Source organism: Streptomyces sp. NPDC046122 (genome assembly GCF_056429965.1).
In genome coordinates this window covers 659282-678766 of record NZ_JBWKLQ010000003.1, presented here as the reverse complement: position 1 = coordinate 678766, position 19485 = coordinate 659282, and the positions used below count along the sequence as shown (strand labels likewise).

General features: G+C 74.0%; 20 protein-coding genes and 1 pseudogene. 7 read left to right on the top strand and 14 right to left on the bottom strand.

What is annotated here, in order from left to right; translation table 11 throughout:
• Positions 1 to 72: 72 nt before the first annotated feature.
• From AC07FK_RS12435 to AC07FK_RS12420, 4 genes are all read right to left on the bottom strand, one after another.
• The gene (locus AC07FK_RS12435) at positions 73 to 435 is read right to left on the bottom strand and encodes a DUF952 domain-containing protein (RefSeq protein ID WP_479104830.1); all 363 of its coding nucleotides are present in this window, start codon (positions 433 to 435) and stop codon (positions 73 to 75) included.
• 114 nt (positions 436 to 549) lie between these two features.
• Positions 550 to 909 (bottom strand): hypothetical protein, encoded by a 360-nt coding sequence (locus AC07FK_RS12430; RefSeq protein WP_479104829.1) that lies wholly within the window; start codon positions 907 to 909, stop codon positions 550 to 552.
• 98 nt (positions 910 to 1007) lie between these two features.
• On the bottom strand, positions 1008 to 1703 hold the full coding sequence (locus tag AC07FK_RS12425) for a type 1 glutamine amidotransferase domain-containing protein (RefSeq protein ID WP_479104828.1): 696 nt from the start codon (positions 1701 to 1703) through the stop codon (positions 1008 to 1010).
• A 247-nt stretch (positions 1704 to 1950) separates the two neighbouring features.
• Positions 1951 to 2910, bottom strand: coding sequence for a GlxA family transcriptional regulator (locus AC07FK_RS12420; RefSeq protein ID WP_479104827.1), 960 nt, complete (start codon positions 2908 to 2910; stop codon positions 1951 to 1953).
• A gap of 90 nt (positions 2911 to 3000) precedes the next feature.
• On the opposite strand from AC07FK_RS12420, the gene AC07FK_RS12415 reads away from it, so the two are divergent.
• The 3 genes and pseudogenes from AC07FK_RS12415 to AC07FK_RS12405 all read left to right on the top strand — a co-directional run.
• Complete coding sequence (locus AC07FK_RS12415) at positions 3001 to 3948, top strand: NADP-dependent oxidoreductase (RefSeq protein WP_479104969.1); 948 nt, start codon at positions 3001 to 3003, stop codon at positions 3946 to 3948.
• An 87-nt stretch (positions 3949 to 4035) separates the two neighbouring features.
• Positions 4036 to 4992, top strand: coding sequence for a LysR family transcriptional regulator (locus AC07FK_RS12410; protein WP_479104826.1), 957 nt, complete (start codon positions 4036 to 4038; stop codon positions 4990 to 4992).
• A 73-nt stretch (positions 4993 to 5065) separates the two neighbouring features.
• Positions 5066 to 5248, top strand: a pseudogene (locus AC07FK_RS12405) (hypothetical protein); the annotation flags it as partial.
• Between the two features lie 42 nt (positions 5249 to 5290).
• On the opposite strand, the gene AC07FK_RS12400 reads toward AC07FK_RS12405, so the two are convergent.
• Genes AC07FK_RS12400 through AC07FK_RS12390 form a run of 3 tightly spaced genes read right to left on the bottom strand, consistent with a single transcriptional unit; the run spans position 5291 to position 7834 of the window.
• Entirely contained in the window at positions 5291 to 6526 is a 1236-nt protein-coding gene (locus AC07FK_RS12400; RefSeq protein WP_479104825.1) for a sensor histidine kinase, read from the bottom strand.
• The gene (locus tag AC07FK_RS12395) at positions 6523 to 7260 is read right to left on the bottom strand and encodes a response regulator transcription factor (protein WP_479104824.1); all 738 of its coding nucleotides are present in this window, start codon (positions 7258 to 7260) and stop codon (positions 6523 to 6525) included. Before AC07FK_RS12395 ends, AC07FK_RS12400 begins: the two co-directional genes overlap by 4 nt.
• 4 nt (positions 7261 to 7264) lie before the next feature.
• Complete coding sequence (locus tag AC07FK_RS12390; protein WP_479104823.1) at positions 7265 to 7834, bottom strand: DM13 domain-containing protein; 570 nt, start codon at positions 7832 to 7834, stop codon at positions 7265 to 7267.
• Between the two features lie 307 nt (positions 7835 to 8141).
• Between AC07FK_RS12390 and AC07FK_RS12385 the strand changes: the two genes are divergently transcribed.
• Positions 8142 to 9203 carry a PucR family transcriptional regulator gene (locus AC07FK_RS12385; RefSeq protein WP_479104822.1) on the top strand — a complete coding sequence of 354 codons (1062 nt, stop codon included), beginning with the start codon at positions 8142 to 8144 and terminating at the stop codon, positions 9201 to 9203.
• A 13-nt stretch (positions 9204 to 9216) separates the two neighbouring features.
• Here AC07FK_RS12385 and AC07FK_RS12380 read toward each other — a convergent pair whose 3' ends face one another.
• From AC07FK_RS12380 to AC07FK_RS12365, 4 genes are all read right to left on the bottom strand, one after another.
• Entirely contained in the window at positions 9217 to 9831 is a 615-nt protein-coding gene (locus tag AC07FK_RS12380) for a DUF1990 family protein (RefSeq protein ID WP_479104821.1), read from the bottom strand.
• Between the two features lie 300 nt (positions 9832 to 10131).
• A complete protein-coding gene (locus tag AC07FK_RS12375; protein ID WP_479104820.1) occupies positions 10132 to 12063 on the bottom strand; it encodes an NAD-binding protein in 1932 nt (643 codons plus the stop codon).
• Positions 12064 to 12194: 131 nt separating this feature from the next.
• Positions 12195 to 12365: a hypothetical protein gene (locus tag AC07FK_RS12370; protein ID WP_479104819.1), complete on the bottom strand. Its 171-nt coding sequence runs from the start codon at positions 12363 to 12365 to the stop codon at positions 12195 to 12197.
• Positions 12366 to 12518: 153 nt separating this feature from the next.
• Entirely contained in the window at positions 12519 to 14630 is a 2112-nt protein-coding gene (locus tag AC07FK_RS12365; RefSeq protein ID WP_479104818.1) for an MMPL family transporter, read from the bottom strand.
• Between the two features lie 74 nt (positions 14631 to 14704).
• Here AC07FK_RS12365 and AC07FK_RS12360 point away from each other — a divergent pair, with 74 nt between their 5' ends.
• The 3 genes from AC07FK_RS12360 (at position 14705) to AC07FK_RS12350 (ending at position 17690) form a co-directional block, all read left to right on the top strand.
• Positions 14705 to 15196 carry a MarR family winged helix-turn-helix transcriptional regulator gene (locus tag AC07FK_RS12360; protein ID WP_479104817.1) on the top strand — a complete coding sequence of 164 codons (492 nt, stop codon included), beginning with the start codon at positions 14705 to 14707 and terminating at the stop codon, positions 15194 to 15196.
• Positions 15197 to 15405: 209 nt separating this feature from the next.
• Positions 15406 to 17172 carry a S8 family peptidase gene (locus tag AC07FK_RS12355; RefSeq protein ID WP_479104816.1) on the top strand — a complete coding sequence of 589 codons (1767 nt, stop codon included), beginning with the start codon at positions 15406 to 15408 and terminating at the stop codon, positions 17170 to 17172.
• 176 nt (positions 17173 to 17348) lie between these two features.
• Entirely contained in the window at positions 17349 to 17690 is a 342-nt protein-coding gene (locus tag AC07FK_RS12350; protein ID WP_479104815.1) for a DUF5713 family protein, read from the top strand.
• 17 nt (positions 17691 to 17707) lie between these two features.
• On the opposite strand, the gene AC07FK_RS12345 is transcribed toward AC07FK_RS12350, so the two are convergent.
• The 3 genes from AC07FK_RS12345 to AC07FK_RS12335 form a co-directional block, all read right to left on the bottom strand.
• On the bottom strand, positions 17708 to 17902 hold the full coding sequence (locus tag AC07FK_RS12345) for a hypothetical protein (protein ID WP_479104814.1): 195 nt from the start codon (positions 17900 to 17902) through the stop codon (positions 17708 to 17710).
• A gap of 122 nt (positions 17903 to 18024) precedes the next feature.
• Positions 18025 to 18327, bottom strand: coding sequence for a hypothetical protein (locus AC07FK_RS12340; protein WP_479104813.1), 303 nt, complete (start codon positions 18325 to 18327; stop codon positions 18025 to 18027).
• A 128-nt stretch (positions 18328 to 18455) separates the two neighbouring features.
• Positions 18456 to 19442: a helix-turn-helix transcriptional regulator gene (locus tag AC07FK_RS12335; protein WP_479104812.1), complete on the bottom strand. Its 987-nt coding sequence runs from the start codon at positions 19440 to 19442 to the stop codon at positions 18456 to 18458.
• Positions 19443 to 19485 lie beyond the last annotated feature (43 nt).

Sequence of the window (19485 nt, the reverse complement as noted above, 5' to 3'; positions counted from 1 at the left end):
CGTACCGCTCCGGCTCGGCCGGAGCGGCCTCAGCTCCGGACCATCGGTTCCGGGCCACTCGGCGCGGACCACTCAGCTCCAGACCGCGAGGCCCGCGGCTCGGCCCTCGTCGTCCCGCTGAATCTCCATCAGCCCTTCGACCGCGTCACGCCTGATGGGCCCGTACACGTGGGGGAACGCGGTGCCGGGGGCCACGCCGGGAGGCGCAGCACCCTCCGCCTCCTCCCACTCCACCCCGGCGTCGAGCCGGTCCTCGTCGATGAGCAGGGCCATGAGGGGACCGTTCCGGTCGCGGAAGTAGGCGTCCGCGACGGCGAGCGTCGTGTGCTCGTCGGGGGAACAGTGAACGAAGCCGTCGCTCGCCAGGGAGGCCGGGGCATAGGGGTGGTCGGGTACGGCCAGCCACTCGTCGAGCGCGACCACGTGATAGATCATGGTGCAGTTATAGCGAGGCGCGCACCGGACCGGGTAGCCGACCGTGCCCTCCCTGGGGGCCCGCGGCCTCAGGCGTGCGGGTCGGCGTTCGTCTCTCACGTGGCACGGGGCAGTTCACGGGGCCATCGGGCGATGCCGGTCACTGAAGGGGCGACTCCGGTGGGGGAGCTGGACGGTGCGGGCGCGGTCGACCGACTCGATGCCCTCGACGGCCCGCAGGGCCGGATACCGGCCCTCGGCGATGGTGCCGGACAGGGAGCCGAGTACCGGTTGTTCGCCGGTCGCCACCAGGCCGGTCCGCCGGGCGGCTTCCATGGTCCGCGCGTACCGGTCGGGGTCGAGGGAGACGACGACCTCGACCGGTACGGCGCCGCCGGGTACCGGCTCATGGGGCCTGGAGCAGACCCGCGCCGACGTCCCGGGCCGGCTGCGGCAGCGGGTGCGCCATGGACAGCAGCCGTCGGGGCGCTGCACCTGGGGGCCGCCCGATCCTGCCGCCGGGCGCACGGTTCACCCGACCGGCCGTGGGCACGTCGACGAGGCGTGATCCCGGCCGGCCGGGCCTGGCGTCGTCAGGCCAGCCTGGTCAGGACTTCGGCCGCCAGCGGGGCGGAGGAGGCCGGGTTCTGACCGGTGATCAGGTTCCGGTCGACGACCACGTTCGGCGCCCACGGCTCCCCCGCGCGCACCTGGACGCCGGCCTCGACGAGACGGGTCTCCAGCAGCCACTTCGCCTTGTCGGCGAAACCGGCCTGCGTCTCCTCGGCGTTGGTGAAGGCGGCCACCTCGTAGCCGGCGAACGCGTGGGAGCCGTCGGCCTTCCGGGCGGCCAGGAGCGCCGCCGGGCCGTGGCAGACGACGGCGAGCGGCTTGCCGGAGTCGAGGGCGTCGATCAGGATCCGGCCGGAGGCGGGGTCGACGGCGAGGTCCTCCATGGGGCCGTGGCCGCCGGGGTAGAAGACGGCCGCGTAGTCGTCGAGGCGCACCTCCGCGAGGGCTGTCGGATGCCGCAGCTCGGTGATCGCGCCGAGCGCGGCGGCGACCCCGGCGGCCCCCTCCGGGCCGCCGTTGACATCGGGCGCAAGGCTGCTCTCGTCCACCGTCGGCACGACGCCGCCGGGCGTGGCGACGACGATCTCGTGTCCGGCGCCCTTGAACGCCTCGTACGGGGCGACGACCTCCTCCGCCCAGAAGCCGGTGGGGTGCTCAGTGCCGTCCGCCAGCGTCCAGTGGTCAGCGCCGGTCAGCACGAAAAGGATCTTCGGCATGGTGAGTCACTCCGGGGTGGCGGGCCCGCTGGGGCCGCGGAAGGGTGCGGGGCGCACGCTCCGGCGTTCGGGGAACGCCGACGTGGCGCGTCCGGCTCGTCGGTGCGGCGAGGTACTCGAAAGGTAGGCGCGCTCACCCGTCGGCATCCAATGACGAATCCAATGACGGGCATCGGCTTCCCGATGGGTCGGGGGGAATACCGCCGGCACGGCCCTCGCCCGGGGACGGTCCGTCGCTCCGGTGGTGTCAGACACCCGCCGGCGTCACGCCCCGGAAGGTACGCCGGTAGGCGAGCGGCGTCACGCCGATGGCGGCGTGGAGGTGCTGCCGCAGCGAGGTGCCGGTGGCGAAGCCGACCTGCCCCGCCACGTCGTCGACCGCCAGGTCGGTGGACTCCAGGAGGTGCCGGGCCCGGGCGACGCGCTGCTGGATGAGCCACCGGCCCGGGCTCATGCCGACCTCTTCGCGGAAGCGGCGGGCGAACGTGCGCAGGCTCATGCGGGCGTGGCCGGCGAGCTCGGCCAGGGTCAGCGGCTCATGGAGGTTCTCCAGCGCCCACTGGCGGGTGGCGGCCGTTCCGTTTCCCGAAGTGCCCGGCACCGGCTGCTCGATGTACTGCGCCTGGCCTCCGTCCCGCCACGGCGGGACCACGCAGGCGCGCGCCACCCGGTTGGCGATCTCGCTGCCGTGGTCCTTGCGTACGAGGTGCAGGCAGACGTCGACCCCCGACGCGGCGCCCGCCGAGGTCAGCACATCGCCGTCGTCGATGAACAGGACGTCCGGATCCAGGTCCACCTGCGGGAACCAGGCACGGAAGACGTCCGCGAGGGCCCAGTGCGTGGTGGCCGGCCGGCCGTCGAGCAGCCCCGCGGCCGCGAGGAGGAAGGCGCCGGTGCAGATGGACACGATGCGGGTGCCGGGTGCCACGGATGCGAGCGCCGTCAGTACGGCCTCGGGCGCCTCCCGTCGCAGACGGGAGGCGTCGAAGGGCGGGACGACGACGGTGTCGGCCGTGCGCAGGGCCTCCGGGCCGTGGTCGGCGGTGATCGAGAAGTCGGCGTTGGTCCGCACCGGTCGCCCGTCGACGGTGCAGGTCAGCACCTCGTAGCGGTCGCCGGCGGCGCCGAAGACCCGGCTCGGCATCCCCAGCTCGAACGGGTACACCCCGTCCAGAGCCAGTACGACCACACGGTGAGCGTTTCCCATGGCACGATCCTGTCGAAAGATGGCAATCATGCCATGGTACGGAACGGCGGCCCCGGCGAGGCTGTACGTATGACGAACACCGCCACCACCATGCGCGCCATCAGCCAGGACACCCATGGAGCCCCCGATGTGCTCAGGGAAGTCCGCGTGCCGCGGCCCGCTCCCGGCCCGAGCCAGATCCTGGTCGCCGTCCGCGCCGCGGGCGTCAACCCGACGGACTGGAAGCACCGCGGACAGCGCCTCTTCCTCGACCGCTTCCCGCTCGTCCTCGGCTGGGACGTCTCCGGCGTCGTCGAGGCCGTCGGCTACGGCGTCACCGTCTTCAAGCCCGGCGACGAGGTCTTCGGCATGCTGCCGTACCCCTACGGCGTGGGGTCCCACGCCGAGTACGTGACCGCCCCCGCCCGCGCCTTCGCCCACAAGCCCGCCGGTATCGACCACGTCCAGGCCGGCGCCCTCCCCCTCGCCGCCCTCACCGCCCACCAGGCGATCGTCGACACCGCCGCCGTCCGCGCCGGGCAGCGGGTCCTCGTCCACGCGGCCGCCGGCGGCGTCGGCCACCTCGCCGTGCAGATCGCCAAGTCCCGTGGCGCGTACGTCATCGGCACCGCGAGCGCGGCCAAGCACGATTTCGTACGCTCTCTCGGCGCGGACGAGGTCGTCGACTACCGCACCGTCGACTTCGCCGAAGTCGTGAGGGACGTCGACATGGTGCTCGACCCCCTCTCCGGCGACACCCGCGCCCGCTCCCTGGACGTCCTGCGTCCCGGCGGCGTCCTCGTCTCGCTGCTGCCCGGAGAGGACCCGGACGAGGCGGCGAAGGCGGCCGCACGGGGCGTCCGCGTCGAAACCCTCCTCGTCGAGGCCGACCACGGCGGGATGAACGCGATCGCCGACCTCGTGGCGGCCGGCGCCCTGCGCGCCCACATCGAAGCCACCTTCCCCCTCGCCGAGGCCGACAAGGCCCACAGCCTCGGCGAGACCGGCCGCACCACCGGCAAGATCGTGCTGGTGGTGGAGGACCCGGCGACGGCGTAACCGGCCTGCGGGCAAGGGAGGGGCTCGGGGCCGAGCCGGCACCGCGCCCCTCCGGCGCACTCATAGGACTCGCATAGAGTCGGCCGCGTGACCCATAGGGATTCCGATGAGACGGCCCGTCCGCCCCAGCATGCCGGCGGAGCGCAGCACCCTGCGGATCTGAACCTCCTGCGCACCTTTCTCGCGGTCTACCGCGCCGGATCCTTCACCGCCGCCGCCCCGTTGCTGGGCCTCTCGCAGCCCACGGTCACCGCGCAGATCCGCACGCTGGAACGGCAGACCGGGCGCGAGCTGTTCGAGCGGCTGCCGCGCGGCGTCGCGCCGACCCCGGTCGCGGACGAACTCGCCGCCCGGGTCGCCGCGCCCCTGGACGTCCTCGCCCGCGCGACCGCCCCCGCCTCGCCCGGCGCCGGCCCGGCCGAGCCGGTACACCTGGCGGGCCCCGCCGAGCTGCTGTGCACGCGCGTGCTGCCCGGGCTCGCCGTCCTCGTCGCCGACGGCGTACGGCTGCGCGTGACCACGGGACTGACCGATCACCTGCTGGACGAACTGCGCGCCGGCCGCCACGACGTGGTGATCGCCACCACCCGTCCGCGCGGTCGGACCCTGGCCGCCGTGCCGCTGATGGACGAGGAGTTCGTCCTGGTCGCCGCCCCCCTCTGGGCGGACCGCCTCAAGGAGGGGCTGGCCGCCCAAGGCCCGGCGTTCCTGAGCGCCGTACCGCTGATCACCTACGCCGAGGATCTGCCCATCGCACGGCGCTACTGGCGCCACGTCTTCGGCAAGCGCCTGACCGGCCGAGCCGCCGTCACGGTCCCCGACCTGCGCGGCGTACTGTCCACGGTCGCGGCCGGCGGCGGCTTCACGGTCCTGCCGCGCTACCTGTGCGCGGACGAACTCGCTTCCGGCACTCTGGTCGCCCTGCACGAGCCCGACGACCCGCCCATCAACACCGCCTACCTCGTGCAGCGGCCCGGCGGTACGGACAACCCGCACGTCACGCGCGTCCGCGACCAGGTGCTGCGGCTCGGCCGCACCTGGTGAGACCGGCGTACCGCCGAACCCCCGGGGGCGTCCTCCCCGCGTGCGTACCCACCACCCCCCTGGGGCGGCCCGGCTCATCGACGAGACCGTCGTCCGGTTGCTCCTCGTACCGGCTGCCATGACCCTTCTCGGCAGGGCGGCCTGGTGGACACCGCGCTGGCTGGACCGCGTCCTGCCGCACGTGGACGCCGAAGGTGGGGGCGTCGCGGCCGCCGCTACGTCCGGCTCGGCGGGCGGCCGGCCGGCGAGAGGCTGAGAGCGCGGTCGTCCCGGGCTGCCTCGCGGGGCCCGCCCCACCTCATACGGCGGGTTCGGGCCGGCGGGCGTCGGCGGTCGGGAGGGTGATCTCGAAGCGGCAGCCCCCTGCCGTGTTGCGGACCGAGGCGTGTCCGGCGTGGGCCTCGACGATGCCGCGCACGATCGCGAGCCCGAGTCCCGCCCCGGTGTCTCCGTGCCGCCGCTGTCCCCCCGCCGCGGCATGGGCCGTGGTCGCCGCTTCGTCCGCCGCGCCGCCCGTGGCGGAGGCGGCCGTAGCCACGCGGTCGGCCGGAGGGGTACGCGCCTCGCCGCCGCGCCACCCGGTGTCGAAGACGCGAGGCAGGTCCTGTTCCGGGATGCCGCCGCAGCCGTCCTCAACCGCGAGCACGACCCGGTCGGCCTCACGACGGGCGCTCACCGCGACGGTTCCGTCGGCCGGCGTCGACCGGATGGCGTTGACCAGCAGGTTGCCGAGGACCCGCGTGATGCCCTGCCCGTCGACCCGGACCGGGAAGGGCGCGATGCCGCCGTCCACCAGCCGCACGCCCCGCTCCTCCGCGAGCGGCCGGGCGGCGGCGAGGGCGTCGTCGACCAGGTCGTAGACCGACATCCGGGTCAGGGCCAGCTCCAGGGACCCGGCCTGGATGCGGGACAGCTCGAAGAGGTCGTCGACCATGCCGGAGAGGCGTTCCACCTCGGTGCGGATGCGGGCGTGGTAGCGGCCTGGGTCAGGGGCGACGCCGTCCTCCAGGGCCTCGGCCATCGCGCGCAGCCCGGCCAGGGGGGTGCGCAGGTCGTGCGAGATCCAGGCGATCAGCTCCCGCCGCGAGGCGTCCAGTGCGCGCTCGCGCGCCTGTGCGGCCTTCAGCCGGGTCGCTGTCTCCTCCAAGGCGGCCGCGAGCGCGGCGAGTTCGGCGGTGGGCGGGTCCGCGGGAGCCACGAAGCCGGTCTCGCTGCCGACGGTGAGCGCCGCCGCCGCCAGTTCCCGGCTGCCGGCGGCGATCCGGCGTCCGAACAGCAGCGCGGCGCCCAGCGAGACGGCGCCCGACACGGCGACCACGATCAGCACCACGCGGAAGTCGTGGCCGGACAGGAACATCTCCAGTGCCACCGCGACCGTGCCCGCCGCCATCGCGACGACGGCGAGCGCGGCGACGGCGAACATCGACAGGACGACCGAACGGCGGCGCAGCAGCGTGACGGCGGGGGCGGCGAGGAGCCCGGCGGCCAGGGCGCCCAGGGCCGCGAGGGCGACGATGATCAGCATGTCGATCACGGCTGGTGGCCCCCGGGTCCGGCCGCGGGCGGATCGAAGCGGTAGCCGGCGCTCCAGACGGTGCTGATGAGCTTCGGTGCGGCCGGGTCGTCCTCGACCTTCTCGCGCAGCCGGCGCACGTGGACGGTGACGGTCGACGCATCGCCGAACTCCCATCCCCACACCTGCCGCAGCAGTTCTTCGCGGGAGAACACCCGGCCCGGATGGCGCAGCAGGAAGACCAGCAGGTCGAACTCGCGCCCTGTGAGGGCCAGTTCACGGCCACCGCGTTCGGCGCGCCGCGCGACCGGGTCGGCGGCCAGGTCGCCGGCCCGCAGGACGGCCGGGGCGGCGGCGGGCGCCGGCGCCTCCGAGCGGCGCAGCACGGAAGCCACGCGCAGCACCAGTTCGCGGGGGCTGAAGGGTTTGGCCATGTAGTCGTCCGCACCGAGTTCCAGGCCGAGGATCCGGTCCGCCTCCTCGCCGCGCGCGGTCAGCATCACCACGGGCAACGGCGGCCCGCCGCCCGCCCGCAGCCTGCGGAACACCTCCAGGCCGTCCAGGCCGGGCAGCATGAGGTCCAGGACGACCAGCTGGGGCCGCGCGGCCGCGGCCATGGCGAGGGCGGCGAGGCCGTCGGCGGCGTGCGCGACCTGGTAACCGGCGCGGGTCAGGTAGCCGGTGACGACCTCGGCGACGGTCGGGTCGTCCTCGACGACGAGGACGCGGCGGGCGGGAGCGGGGCGGGTGTTCAACGGGTCAGCCCGTCACCGGGGCGAGGTCGGCGGCGCCGAAGGAGACCGAGAACCGCTTGCACCACAGCACGGCGCTGTGGAACTTCGACAGATCCGTGCCGGCCGGGACGGTGTAGTTCTGGTTGCCCAGGTTGCCCTTGAGCTTGCCGAGCTGGACCGCCCCGTCGCCCAGCCCCGCCTCCACCGCGTCGGCGTTCCTGGTCGAGAGGTAGACCCGTACGTCCGGCCCGTCGGAGGTCTTGAGGTCCTCCAGGCGCAGCACCTGCCCGCCGTCCGCGAGCCGGACGGTACGGGCTGTGCCGCTGGTGCCGTGCTCGTGGGTGACGAAGCCGCCCTCGGCGAGGTCCTTGGGCCCCGTGTCCTTCATCGGCGGCTCCTCGCCCTCGTCGCCGTTCTTGTCCTTGGCGTCCGGTGCGGCCGGCGCGGCCGCGGACTCGGAGGCGGTCGGCAGGGCCTCGTTCACCGCGGTCTCGGTGAACGCCTTCCAGGGCTGGAAGAGATAAAGCCCGATGCCGGCGGCGACCACCAGCACCAGAAGGGCGGGAACGACGACACGGCGGGACACACGGGACACCTGGACCTCCTGCGGGGACGAGCGGGGCGACCGCTACCGGCCGGGCCCCATCATGCACTCAGCAAACAGCAGGCCGGCCCGCCGGGACACCGGCGGCCGCTCCCCGTAAGACACCGGTAATCACTGCCGCGGGGAGCCCGCGGCCGGTCGGCGCCGCGTCCCTCCCGGCGCACCCGGCGCCCGTCGTCGGCCAAGGGCGGTCAACGCGGCCGACCGACACCGGTGATGGGCCCGCACGGGGTCCGTGCCACCCTGGACGATCACGCCTCGGCACCACGTCACCGGCGTGTCCGGAACGGGAGTGGCCATGGCGGAGCGCGAAGAACTCGAGCAGTACCTGGACGGGTACGCCCGGACCCTGGCGGCCGCCTGCCGCACCGGCAGACGGCTGACGCGCGAGGAGCTGGAGACGCGGCGCGCGCAGGGGGAACGCGCGGCGGAGGCCGGGATCGGCATGCGCGCCCTGGTGCGGGCCCACCTGCGCGCCGCTCAGGGCGTGCGGCACACCCTGCGGGGAGCGTGCGCCGACCACTTGCTCGTGGCCGTGGAGCAGGCCGTGGACGCCTTCGCGGAGGGGCACGAGAGGGCGCAGCGGCTCGCCGTGCGCCAGGAGGAGGCGGCACGCCGGGAGTTCATCGACGACCTGCTGCACGGGCGCGGTGATCTGGGCCGTATCGCCGAGCGGGCCGAGCGCTTCGGGCTGCTGCTCTCCCACGCCCACGCGGTCGCCGTGGCCCAGGGCGCCGAGCCGTACGACGACGGCTACCCGGTCGCCCGGCGCATCGAGTCGTCCCTCGCGGCCCGCTTCGGAGACCGCCGCATCCTGCTCACCACGAAGAACGGCCGGCTGATCTGCGTCGCGCCCGGCGACGACCTGGACGTGCTGCCCGTCTTCGCCGAACAGGCGCACACGGCCACCGGCGGCGGCCGCGTCGCCATAGGCCGGGCGCATCCCGGGGTCGGCGGGGTCGTCCAGTCGTACGAGGAGGCCCTGAACGCTCTCGACCTGGCCGGCCGCATGGACCTGGACGCCCCGGTCCTGCACGCGTCGGACCTCCTGGTCTACCCCGTGCTGACCCGCGACCGGCAGGCGATGGCCGACCTGGTGCGCAGTGTGCTGGGCCCGCTCCAGCAGGCTCGCGGCGGAGCGCGGCCCCTCATGGACACCCTGACCGCGTACTTCGACACCGGATGCGTGGCCGCCGAGGCGGCCCGGCGGCTGTCGCTGAGCGTGCGCGCCATGACGTACCGGCTGGACCGGATCCACAAGCTGACGGGCTCCGACCCCGGCGACCCCGTGCACCGCTACACGCTGCAGACCGCGGTCATCGGCGCCCGTCTCCTCGGCTGGCCCGGCGAGCCTCTCTGACGCTCCGGACGCCTCAGGGCTCGCGGCGCCTCGCGGCGGCGCCGGCCGACCGGGAGGCGGGCAGCAGCGCACGCAGGTACCGGCGGCGGAAATGGCCCTGTGCGAGCAGCAGCAACGGAAACAGCGTCCGCCACGGGCCGCTGGGCGCCGCACGGGTGAGGGAGCGGAGCGTGAACGCGACCGTGCCGTCGGACGCCCGGTGGACGACGAAGGCCTCCTCGCCGCAGACAGGATGCCCCGGCCCGGTGCCGTACGCGAAGCCGCACCGGTCGGGTCCGTCGACGACCGCCACGACGCGCACCGGTTCGTGCACCGCGACGGGGCCCCAGGCTGCGGTGATCCGGTACGGGGCGCCCTCGGTGACCCGCTCCCCGGCCCCGGGGCCCGGTGTGACGGCGAATCCGCTGCGCCGCTTCACGCCCCACCGCACAACGGCGTCGGCCGCCGCCCGCCAGTCCGCGTCGCCGTGCCCGATCACCACTGTCCGCTCGTAGCGTCGGAAGCCGTCGTCCGTCGGGAGCCACATGTCGTCGCCCGGACACGTCGCTCCGGCGGGACCGTACGTGAGAGCGCCGGCCGGCGCGGTGCCGCCCCGGGGGCGGCGGGCCGTCGGTTCACCGCTGGTCATGGGGCTCCTGGGTCGCGGGCGGGCGGATACGACCCGAAGGCCGGCCTCCGCGGGGGACACCGAGAGCCTACTGAGGGGAGCGGCGTCCGCCGCCCCGGGCTGCCGACAGCGGCCCTCGGCGGCCTGCTCCGTCGGGGATCGACACCGGACTCGGTGCGCCTCCCCGGTCGTCGAGTGCGAGCGGCAGACTGAACGGGTGGGCGGTCCCGATGGTCACGCATTCCACCGGCCGGCCCGCGACGGCGGGCCGGCTGACCGGCTCGCCGTCGCGGGCGGCGGTCCGGCGTCGCTCCCCCGTGGTCAGGCGTGCCTGCCGAGGAGTTCGGCCAGGCCGCGCCGGGTGGCGGCGAGGACCACCCGGTCCTGGGGCTGGAGAACGTAACCGGCGTGCAGGTCCCAGATGAGACCGGTCGGATGCTCGTCCCCGTCGGCCGCGCGGGGTGCGGCCAGGTCGGGGCGCCGGTCGGCGGGGGCGGTGGTGTCCAGGGCGAGGACGCGCCAGGCGCCGGGCCGGAAGGCTTCCTCGATGGTACGGCCCTCCAGCTGCGGGTGGCCGGCCACCACGAGGGCGGCGAAGACCAGCACCTTGCGCTCCACCGGTATGGCGCCGAGGATCTGACGGCCCATCATGGCTCCGGCGAACGCCGGAGCCGCCAGGTGGGAGACGCTGCGGCTGCGGGTGAGCGCGCGCGGGTGGGCGACGCGCAGCGTGCGGTAGACGGCGGTGGCGAAGTCGTCGTCGTACAGCCTCAGTGACACGTGGAGGTCCGGGCGGACCGTGCGGGCGTAGAGGGCGGCCTCCAAGTTGGTGGTGTCGGAGCTGGTCAGAGCGAGCAGGGCGTGCGCCCGGTGGATCTTGGCCGCTTCCAGTACCCCTTCCTGGGTCACGTCGCCGATCACGGTGGGCACGCGCAGGCGCCGGGCGAGTGCGATGCCGCGGGCTTCCGGATCCTCCTCGACGCACACCACGGGGATGTCCAGGTCGCGCAACTGCCCGAGGACCCGGGTGCCGATCTTGCCGAGGCCCAGAAGGACGACGTGGCCCGACAGCCCGCGCGGGGGGCGGCGCAGGGCGGAGGCGCCGCGCAGTACGCCGAGCGCCTCCAGGGACGCGGCGATGAGAAGGGGCAGCAGCGCCAGGCCCACCAGTCCGGACAGCAGTTGGAGGACCTGGCGCGCCGGGCTCTCCCCCAGCGCGGGTTCGTTGATGGAGAACAGGTCCAGCAGCGTGACGTAGGAGGCGTGCAGCGCTCCCTCGTCGGTGACGACGACGGACGCCACGGTCAGGGCCACGACGGCCAGTGCCCCCACGGCGAGCGACCAGCGCAGGCGGCGCGAGAACAGTTGCGAGAGCGGTACGCCCCGGCCGGAGAGCCGGCCCGCCGGCGGAAGCGGACCGGTGTGGGTGACGGTTTCGAGGACGACCGTGCCCCGCCCGGTGGCCGCGGCGACGGTGCGCGGGTCGGGCAGGAGCTGCGGCCCGGACGTTCCGCTCGCTTCCGATCCCTCCTGGCCGGCCGGATCGCTCGCGGTGGCGGAGAGGAGGGCGAGCGTGCACAGGCCGGGTTCGGACACCTCGCCGGGGGACGGCGGGGTGCGCTCCACGGCGCGCAGGAGGAACCCGTCGGCGTGGACGACCTTGCTGGTGCCCACGACGGCGCTGGCGGCCAGGGCGGGCGCGGCCGTGTCGGCGTCCGACAGTACGGTGGTCGACGCGTCGAGGACGACCGGGTCCAGATCCGGCAGGGTGACCAGGGCCGCCTGATCGAGCAGTTCCTCCAGGTGCTGGCCGAGTTTGCGGTTGTAGAGGCGGATCACCAGTCGCAGGCCGGGGTTGAGCCGCCGGGCCGCGAGCGCGGCCCTGATGTTCGTCTCGTCGTCGTCGTACACGAGCGCCAGCGCGGCGGCCCGGCCGACCCCGGCCGTCGCCAGTACGGAGTCGGTCGGCTCGGGGGCTTCGAGCACCGCCAGGGGCGCGGAGCCGGCAGGAGGAGACGTCGACCGGGCCAGCGCGGTCGAGACGCGCCCCAGCAGCACGGATCCGCGGCTCTGCGTCGGCACGGTGAGCCGCGCCCCGAGGGCCGCGCCGCCGGCCGGACCGACGAGCGTGACGCGTTCCCGGTAGACGTAGCGCAGTTCGGAGGCGAGCCGAAGGGCCAGTGCGTCGTCGCCGCAGACGATCATGTGGCCGGACTCTCCGGGCAGTTGGGGCTGGGGGGTGAGCTGAGACATGGGGACAGCCTGCCTGGTCCGCCCGCGGCGCGAGGCGGCGAGGTCCGGCAGAGGGTGGCTGGTCGGCGTTGCGTCGCCCCGCGGGGCGCGGGAGTTGGGCCGGACCGCGCGGCGCGTGGCGTGCGGTGGGGTCACGCGGTGTGCGCGTGCTCCTGCCTGTACGTCGTGAGCAGGGCCGGCCCTGCGGGGGTCCTGGCACGCAGCGGCCGGCCCGGTTCGAGCCTCCCGAACGCCCCGTCGAGGTGCGGGCCTGCCCCGACCGCCGCCGGCGCGACCGACACGGTGCGGCTGCGCGAAGACATCACGGCTCGGGTGGCGAACGAGCGCCGAAGTCACCGGCGGACGAGGTGGGCCGACGGCCGACGTGATGGTCGGCGGAGGGGACGGGGCCGGACAGCGCCCCGTCCCGCCGCGCCGGCCGGCGTGATCGCCGTACGGCGCCGGGCCGTGCGGAACTACTTCGCGCGCTCCGTCGCCGTACCCGCCGGGGCGTCGGCCCGTGCGAGGGCGCTCGGCCACCAGGCCCTCGGGCCGATGTCGACCACCAGCGCCGGCACCAGCAGGGAGCGGACCACCAGGGTGTCCAGGAGCACGCCGAAGGCCACGATGAAGGCGATCTGCGCCAGGAAGGCCAGCGGGATCACCATCAGCGCGGCGAACGTCGCCGCGAGGACCACGCCCGCCGAGGTGATCACCCCGCCGGTCGTGGCGAGCCCGCGCAGCACGCCCCGGCGGGAGCCGTGGACGAGTGCTTCCTCCCGTACCCGGGACATCAGGAAGATGTTGTAGTCGACGCCGAGCGCCACCAGGAACACGAACCCGTAGAGCGGGACCGACGCGTCGGTGCCGCTGAAGCCGAGGAGGTGTTCGAAGACGAGCGCCGACACCCCGAGCGTCGCCAGGAAGTTGAGCGCGACCGTCGCCACCAGAAGCACGGGGATCAGCAGCGAACGCAGCAGCAGGACGAGGATCAGCAGGATGACGGCGAGCACGACCGGCACGATGATCAGCCGGTCGCGGGCTGCCGTCTGCTGGGTGTCGTACTGCTGCGCCGTGTAGCCGCCGACGAGCGCGTCGGCGCCGCTCACCGCGTGCACCTTCGTACGCAGCCGTTCGAGCGTGTCCTTCGCGGCGTCGCTGTCGGCGGCCGCCTCCAGCGTGGCGTCGATGCGCAACCGGCCGTCCACGACGAGCGGTTCGCCGGCGCCCGGCCGGCCGGACGCCGAGACGGCGGCGGCCGTGGCCACGCCCTCGGTGCTCTCGGCGGCGGTCGTCACCTCCGCTGCGCGGCCCGCGTCGGCGATGATGACCGCGGGGTTGCCCGAGCCGCCCGGAAAGTGCCTGCCGAGGGTCTCCTGAGCCGCCACCGAGGGGGCGTCGTTGACGAAGATCTCGTCGAGCGGCACGCCCTTGGACGACAGTGCCGGGGAGAACGCGGCGAAGGCCGTCAGCACGAGGGCGGTGGCGACCCACACACGTCGCGGCCGGCGGTCGACCAGTGCGGCGACGCGGCGCCACACGCCGTGGCCCTCGGCTTCGGCGTCCGACGGCTTCGGCCGGGCCGGCCAGTACGCGGCACGGCCGAGCAGCGCCAGTACGGCGGGCAGGAACGTCAGGGTGGACAGCACGGCGCAGACGATCCCGATCGCGCCGACGGGGCCGAGCGCGCGATTGTTGGTCAGGTCGCTCGCGAGCAGGGCCAGCAGCCCCAGCGCCACGGTCGCCGCGCTCGCCGTGACGGCGCCGAACGAACGGCGCACCGCGGCCAGTGCGGCGGCCGCACGGTCCTCACGTACCGCGAGTTCCTCCCGGAAGCGCGCGGCGAGCAGCAGGGCGTAGTCGGTGGCGGCGCCGATCACCAGGATGGAGAGGATGCCCTGCACCTGACCGTCCACCCGCACCACGTCCCGGTCCGCCAGCGCGTAGACCACCGCGCAGGCCAGCCCGAGCGCGAAGACCGCCCCCAGGATGATGACGAACGGCAGCAGTACGCTGCGGTAGACGAGCAGCAGGATGAGCAGTACGGCGCCGAGCGCCACGCCCAGCAGCAGACCGTCGATGCCTGCGAACGCGTCCGACAGGTCGGCCTGGCTCGCCGCCGGGCCGGCGATGCGCGCCACCGAGCCGGGCACGCCGCCCGCCGCCTCGCGCACTTCGTCGAGGACGGCGGGCAGTTCCTCGCCCAGGTTCGGCCGCAGCTGGACGACGGCCTGCATCGCCTCGCCGTCCTTCGACACGAGTGCGGGCGACGGGCGGCCGACGACGCCGGGCCGGCCGGCGAGCTCCGCGACCGCCCTCGTCGCGGCGGACCGCTGCTTCTGGGTGACCGGGCCGCCGTCCACCGTCCACACGACGATGGCGGGCACCGTCTCCGCCTGGTCGAACGCCCGCCGGGCCTCCAGCACCCTGGTGGACTCCGCGCTGCGCGGCAGGAACGCGGCCTGGTCGTTGGTTGCCACCTCGCCCAGCTTGCCGGCGTACGGGCCGAGCGTGCCGCCGATGCCCAGCCAGACGATCAGGAGCGCTACGGGTACCAGCCAGCGGGCCCAGCGCGGTGTGCTTCTCATGAGGATCCCCAGCGACGTCACGATTATGTCAGCCATCAAGTATGTCAATGGTCGAGATACCATATCCTGGTGTGATGAGCAGCGCCGACACCCCCTCCCCCGCACTTCCCTCCGAGGACCCCGTCGGGTTGCAGGAGTTCGCCGTGCTGCTGCGCCGCCTGAACGGCGAGTTCAACCGCATCGCCCAGGAGTTCGCCCAGGCCCAGGGCCTGCACCTCACCGACGTGCAGGCGCTGATCGCTGTCCTCGACGGGGACGCCGACGACGAGGGCCCCATGACGCCCGGCCGGCTGCGCAAGCGGCTGAACCTCACGTCGGGCGCCATGACCGCGTGCCTCGACCGCCTGGAGAAGGCCGGTCACATCCGGCGCGTGCGAGCGGCCGACGACCGCCGGGTGGTCCACCTGCACTACGCCGAGGCGGCCAAGAAGGTGGCCCGGGACTACTTCTCGCCTCTCGCCCGCGGCACCGACGCCGCCCGCGGACGTTTCACCCCCGACGAGCTGAGGGTGGTCGTCCGCTTCCTCGCCGAAATGAACCGGGAGCTGTCCCTCCTGCGCCGGTAGGGGCCCGGCCGGATCCAGCACTCCGCGGTACCGACTGGCCGCGGGGCGACGCCTGTTGGCGCCCGCGCGCGGGACCCTCGCCCCACGTCCCGCGCACTGCAAGGGATTCCCCTCTTACTCCGTGGCCGGGGTGTCTGACATGTTGCGTCCACCCCCTACACGTTTCGTCCCCGGCGGCCCCATCGGCGTGCCGGGACTCGGAGGACGCATTGAGACGTCACATATTCAGCCGGCTCCAGGCCCCCGTGGTCGCCGCCGTCGCCCTCGGAGCCACGCTGGCGCTCGCCGCTCCGGCCGCGGCCGTCACAGCCGAGCCGCAGGCCACCGCCGCCGCCTGGGCCGCCGGCACCCGCGCGCACCTCGTGATCACCACCCCCGGGGACACCAGCGCCGTACGGACGGCGATCACCGCCAACGGCGGTTCGGTCTTCGCCGCGTACGACGCGATCGGCGTGATCGTCGCGCACTCGGCCTCGACCGGCTTCGCCTCGGCCATGCGGAGCGTCGCCGGGGTGCAGCAGGTCGGCGCGACGCGCACCTCGGACGTCCCGGCCGACGCGTACAACCCCGCGCTGCCGGCGAACCCGACCCAGTCGGCGACCACGCTCACGGAGAGCCTGAACCGCTGGGACATGACCCAGATCAAGGCCGACCAGGCCTGGGCCGTGACGACCGGCTCCGCGTCGGTCAAGGTCGGCGTACTCGACACGGGCGTCGACGACCAGCACCAGGACATCGCCCCGAACTTCAACGCCGCCGACTCCGTCTCGTGTGCCTACGGCAAGGCGGACACCCGTACGGGTGCCTGGCGTGACGTCGGCACGCACGGCACGCACGTCGCCGGCACGATCGCGGCCGCCAAGAACACCAAGGGCGTCGTCGGGGTGGCGCCGGGGGTCAAGGTCTCCTCGGTCCGCATCGCCGAGCCGGGCAGCAGCCTGTTCTTCGCGGAGAACACGATCTGCGGCTTCATGTGGGCCGGTGACCACGGCTTCAAGGTCACCAACAACAGCTACTACACGGACCCGTGGCAGTTCAACTGCCCGGACAACGCGGACCAGGCGGCCATCATCGAGGGCGTCAAGCGCGCCCAGGAGTACGCGGAGCGCAAGGGCTCGCTCCAGGTCGCCGCGGCGGGCAACTCCAACCTCGACCTGGCGAACAAGACGGTCGACACGGAGAGCCCGAACGACTCCACGCCCGTCACCCGGACGATCACCAACGCCTGCCTCGACATCCCGACCGAGCTGCCCGGCGTCGTGACCGTCGCCGCCATGGGCAAGGGCAACGTGAAGGCGTCGTACTCCAACTTCGGCAACGGGGTCATCGACATCGCCGCCCCCGGCGGAGACGGCGCGTCAGGTGTCTACTCCACCCTGCCGGGCGGCAAGTACGGCAACATGAACGGTACGTCGATGGCCTCCCCGCACGTCGCGGGCGTCGCCGCGCTCCTGGCGAGCGTCAACCCGACCGCGACCCCGGCCGACCTGCGCTCCAAGCTCGGCGTCCAGGCGACCGACACGGCCTGCCCGTCGGACAGCCGCTGCACGGGCACGACCACCAAGAACGGCTTCTTCGGCGAGGGACAGACCGACGCGCTGCGGGCCGTCGGCAGCACTCCCCCGCCCCCCGGCTCGTACTTCGAGAACACCGCGGACGTCACGATCGCCGACAACGCGACCGTCGACAGCCCCCTCCCCGTCTCGGGCGTGACCGGCAACGCGCCGGCCACCCTGAAGGTGGGCGTGGACATCAAGCACACCTACCGCGGCGACCTGGTGGTGTCCCTCGTCGCGCCGGACGGCACGGTGTACCTCCTGGAGGACTTCGCCAACAGCGACGGCACGGACAACGTGGCCAAGACGTACACGGTGAACGCCTCCTCCGAGGTCGCCAACGGCACCTGGAAGCTCCGTGTCCGCGACATCGCGTCGCAGGACACCGGCAGGATCGACGCCTGGAACCTGACCTTCTGATCCGGTTTCCCCACCGAGCCGCTGCGCGCCCCGTACGTCCGGGGCGCGCAGCGGTGTTTCGACGGGCATCTCGGATCCCCCGCGTGACCACGAGCGGCAACTCGCCGCGCCGGCCCATGGGATAGCTTGTGCGACGCTGTGCCATTTCCGGTGCACGACCGAGGACGGGGAACCGCGTGCCCATCAGTAATCAGCAGATGTCCGCGCACTCATTTCTGCGCGGCATGTACGCGGACGGCTACTTTCCCGACCACGTGGTGGACAAGGGAAAGGCGATCCTGCTCCGGCTGTGCGAGCGCATCGAGGCGGACCCGCCGGCCGGCCTGGCCGCGCTCTACGTCCTGACGCATGCCGCCACCGAGGAGTTCAACGCCCTGGAGGCGGAGTTCGAAGCCGCGGGCTGTGCGATCGAGACCACCGCCCGCGAGGAGATCGCCGAGAACTTCTGGTTCGTCGCCGACGCCTACGGCTTCGGGAACGCGGACGTGGAGGAGCTGATCGCCACCCGGGAGTGGTGAACCGCACGCCCCTCGCCCTACGCGGCCGCGTCCCCGGCCTGCGCTTCGGCGGCGGGCTCGGCGCGCGAGCCGATCCTCGGCACCAGGCGAAGATGGCGTGGGCGGGCGTGGCGCGGCGCTTCGGCGGGGGTGAGCATCCGGTCCTCGTAGCGGCCCATGAGGACGATCAGGCCCAGGAGGAACGGCGGGAGAAGCAGAGCGATGGCCAACACGACGGCTCCCTGGGGAGAAATCCGGTTTCTCTTCGCATTGCCGTATATCGCCGTCGCACCGCCCCGGAGTGTGTCGGTCGTGTGACCATTTGACGCACATGCGCGCATCCCTCAGGCGGAGCTCACCCGCCCGGCGGCTCGTACAGCGGTCGCATCCGCTCCCAGCACTGGCGCAGATGCGCTTCGGCTTCCCGCACCACCCGTGATCCCCTGACCGGTACGCACGCCCGCCTTCCGCCGTCCGGCGGCACACCGGCGAACCCGCGCGCGGCGAGCGGCCTCGCCCCGGCGGCGGGGGGTGCGCCCCGCCGGGCCGTCGGGGCCGTGCACGCGGGCTGGTTCCGCGTCGCCCACCAGCGGCCGAGGAGCACGACGGCGGTCACGGCGGCGGCGAGCAACGCACACCCGCTCCGGAGGTGTTCCAAGTCCCTGCACCACCCTGTGGATCACGGCTGCGGACCGGCGCCACGCCGGCGCCCGCCCGCACCCCGGGACACGTCGTCCCGAGGCCCCGCGCCGTGTACCCCGGTGCCCGCCGGTCATGCACCCCGGCTCACCGGGCGGACGGGGGCCCGGGCGGCGGTGGCGTCGACCTGGCGTAGCGCCCGGCCAGTTCCCGCAGGTGGTCGACGAGTTCCGGCGGGCCTGCCACCGTGAAGTCGTGACCGAGCAGCCCGAGGTGCACGGCGAGCGAGTCCAGCGAATCGGCGCCGGTCTCCAGCACGCACGTACGGGCGTCGACCGCCTCGACGACCCCGACCGCCGGATTGATCCGCTCCAGGACGGCGGCGGCCGGGGCGCTCACGGTCACCCGCGCCCGGTACCGCCACGCGGCGGCCGACGCCTTGCCCGCCACATAGGCGGCGGCGTCGCCGTCCGGGTCCTCGCGGGGCGCGAAACGCGGGCCCGCCGGTGTGCGCGGCGTGAGGCGGTCCACCCGGAACGTGCGCCAGTCGTCCCGGTCGACGTCCCAGGCCACGAGATACCAGCGGCGCCCCCAGTTCACGACCCGCTGCGGCTCCACCAGCCGGCGGGACACGGCACGGGCGTGGTCCCGGTAGTCCAGGCGCAGCCGCTCGTGGTCGCGGCACGCCGCCGCCAGCGTCATGAGGACCTCGGTGTCGACGGCCGGCGAGGGCCGGTCGGCGGGCACCGGCCGGGTGTACTGCTGGAGGGCGCGCACCCGGCGCCGCAGCCGCGCCGGCAGCACCTGTTCCAGTTTGGCGAGCGCCCGCAGCGACACCTCCTCCGACCCCGCCATCGCGCCCTGCGCGACCGTCCGTACGGCCATGGTGAGCAGGACCGCCTCGTCGTCCTCCAGCAGCAGCGGCGGCATGGCCGCCCCGGCGGCGAGCCGGTATCCCCCGGCCGACCCCCGGGTGGCGTCGACGGGGTAGCCGAGCGCGCGCAGGCGCTCGACGTCGTTGCGTACGGTCCGCCCGCTCACCTCCAGCCGCTCGGCCAGTTCGGAGCCCGGCCATGCGCGCGGCGTCTGGAGCAGCGAGAGGAGCTTGAGCAGGCGTGCGGAGGTTTCGAGCATGAGGGCACTCTGCCTTGGGGATTAGGAACGCTTCTTTCCTGTA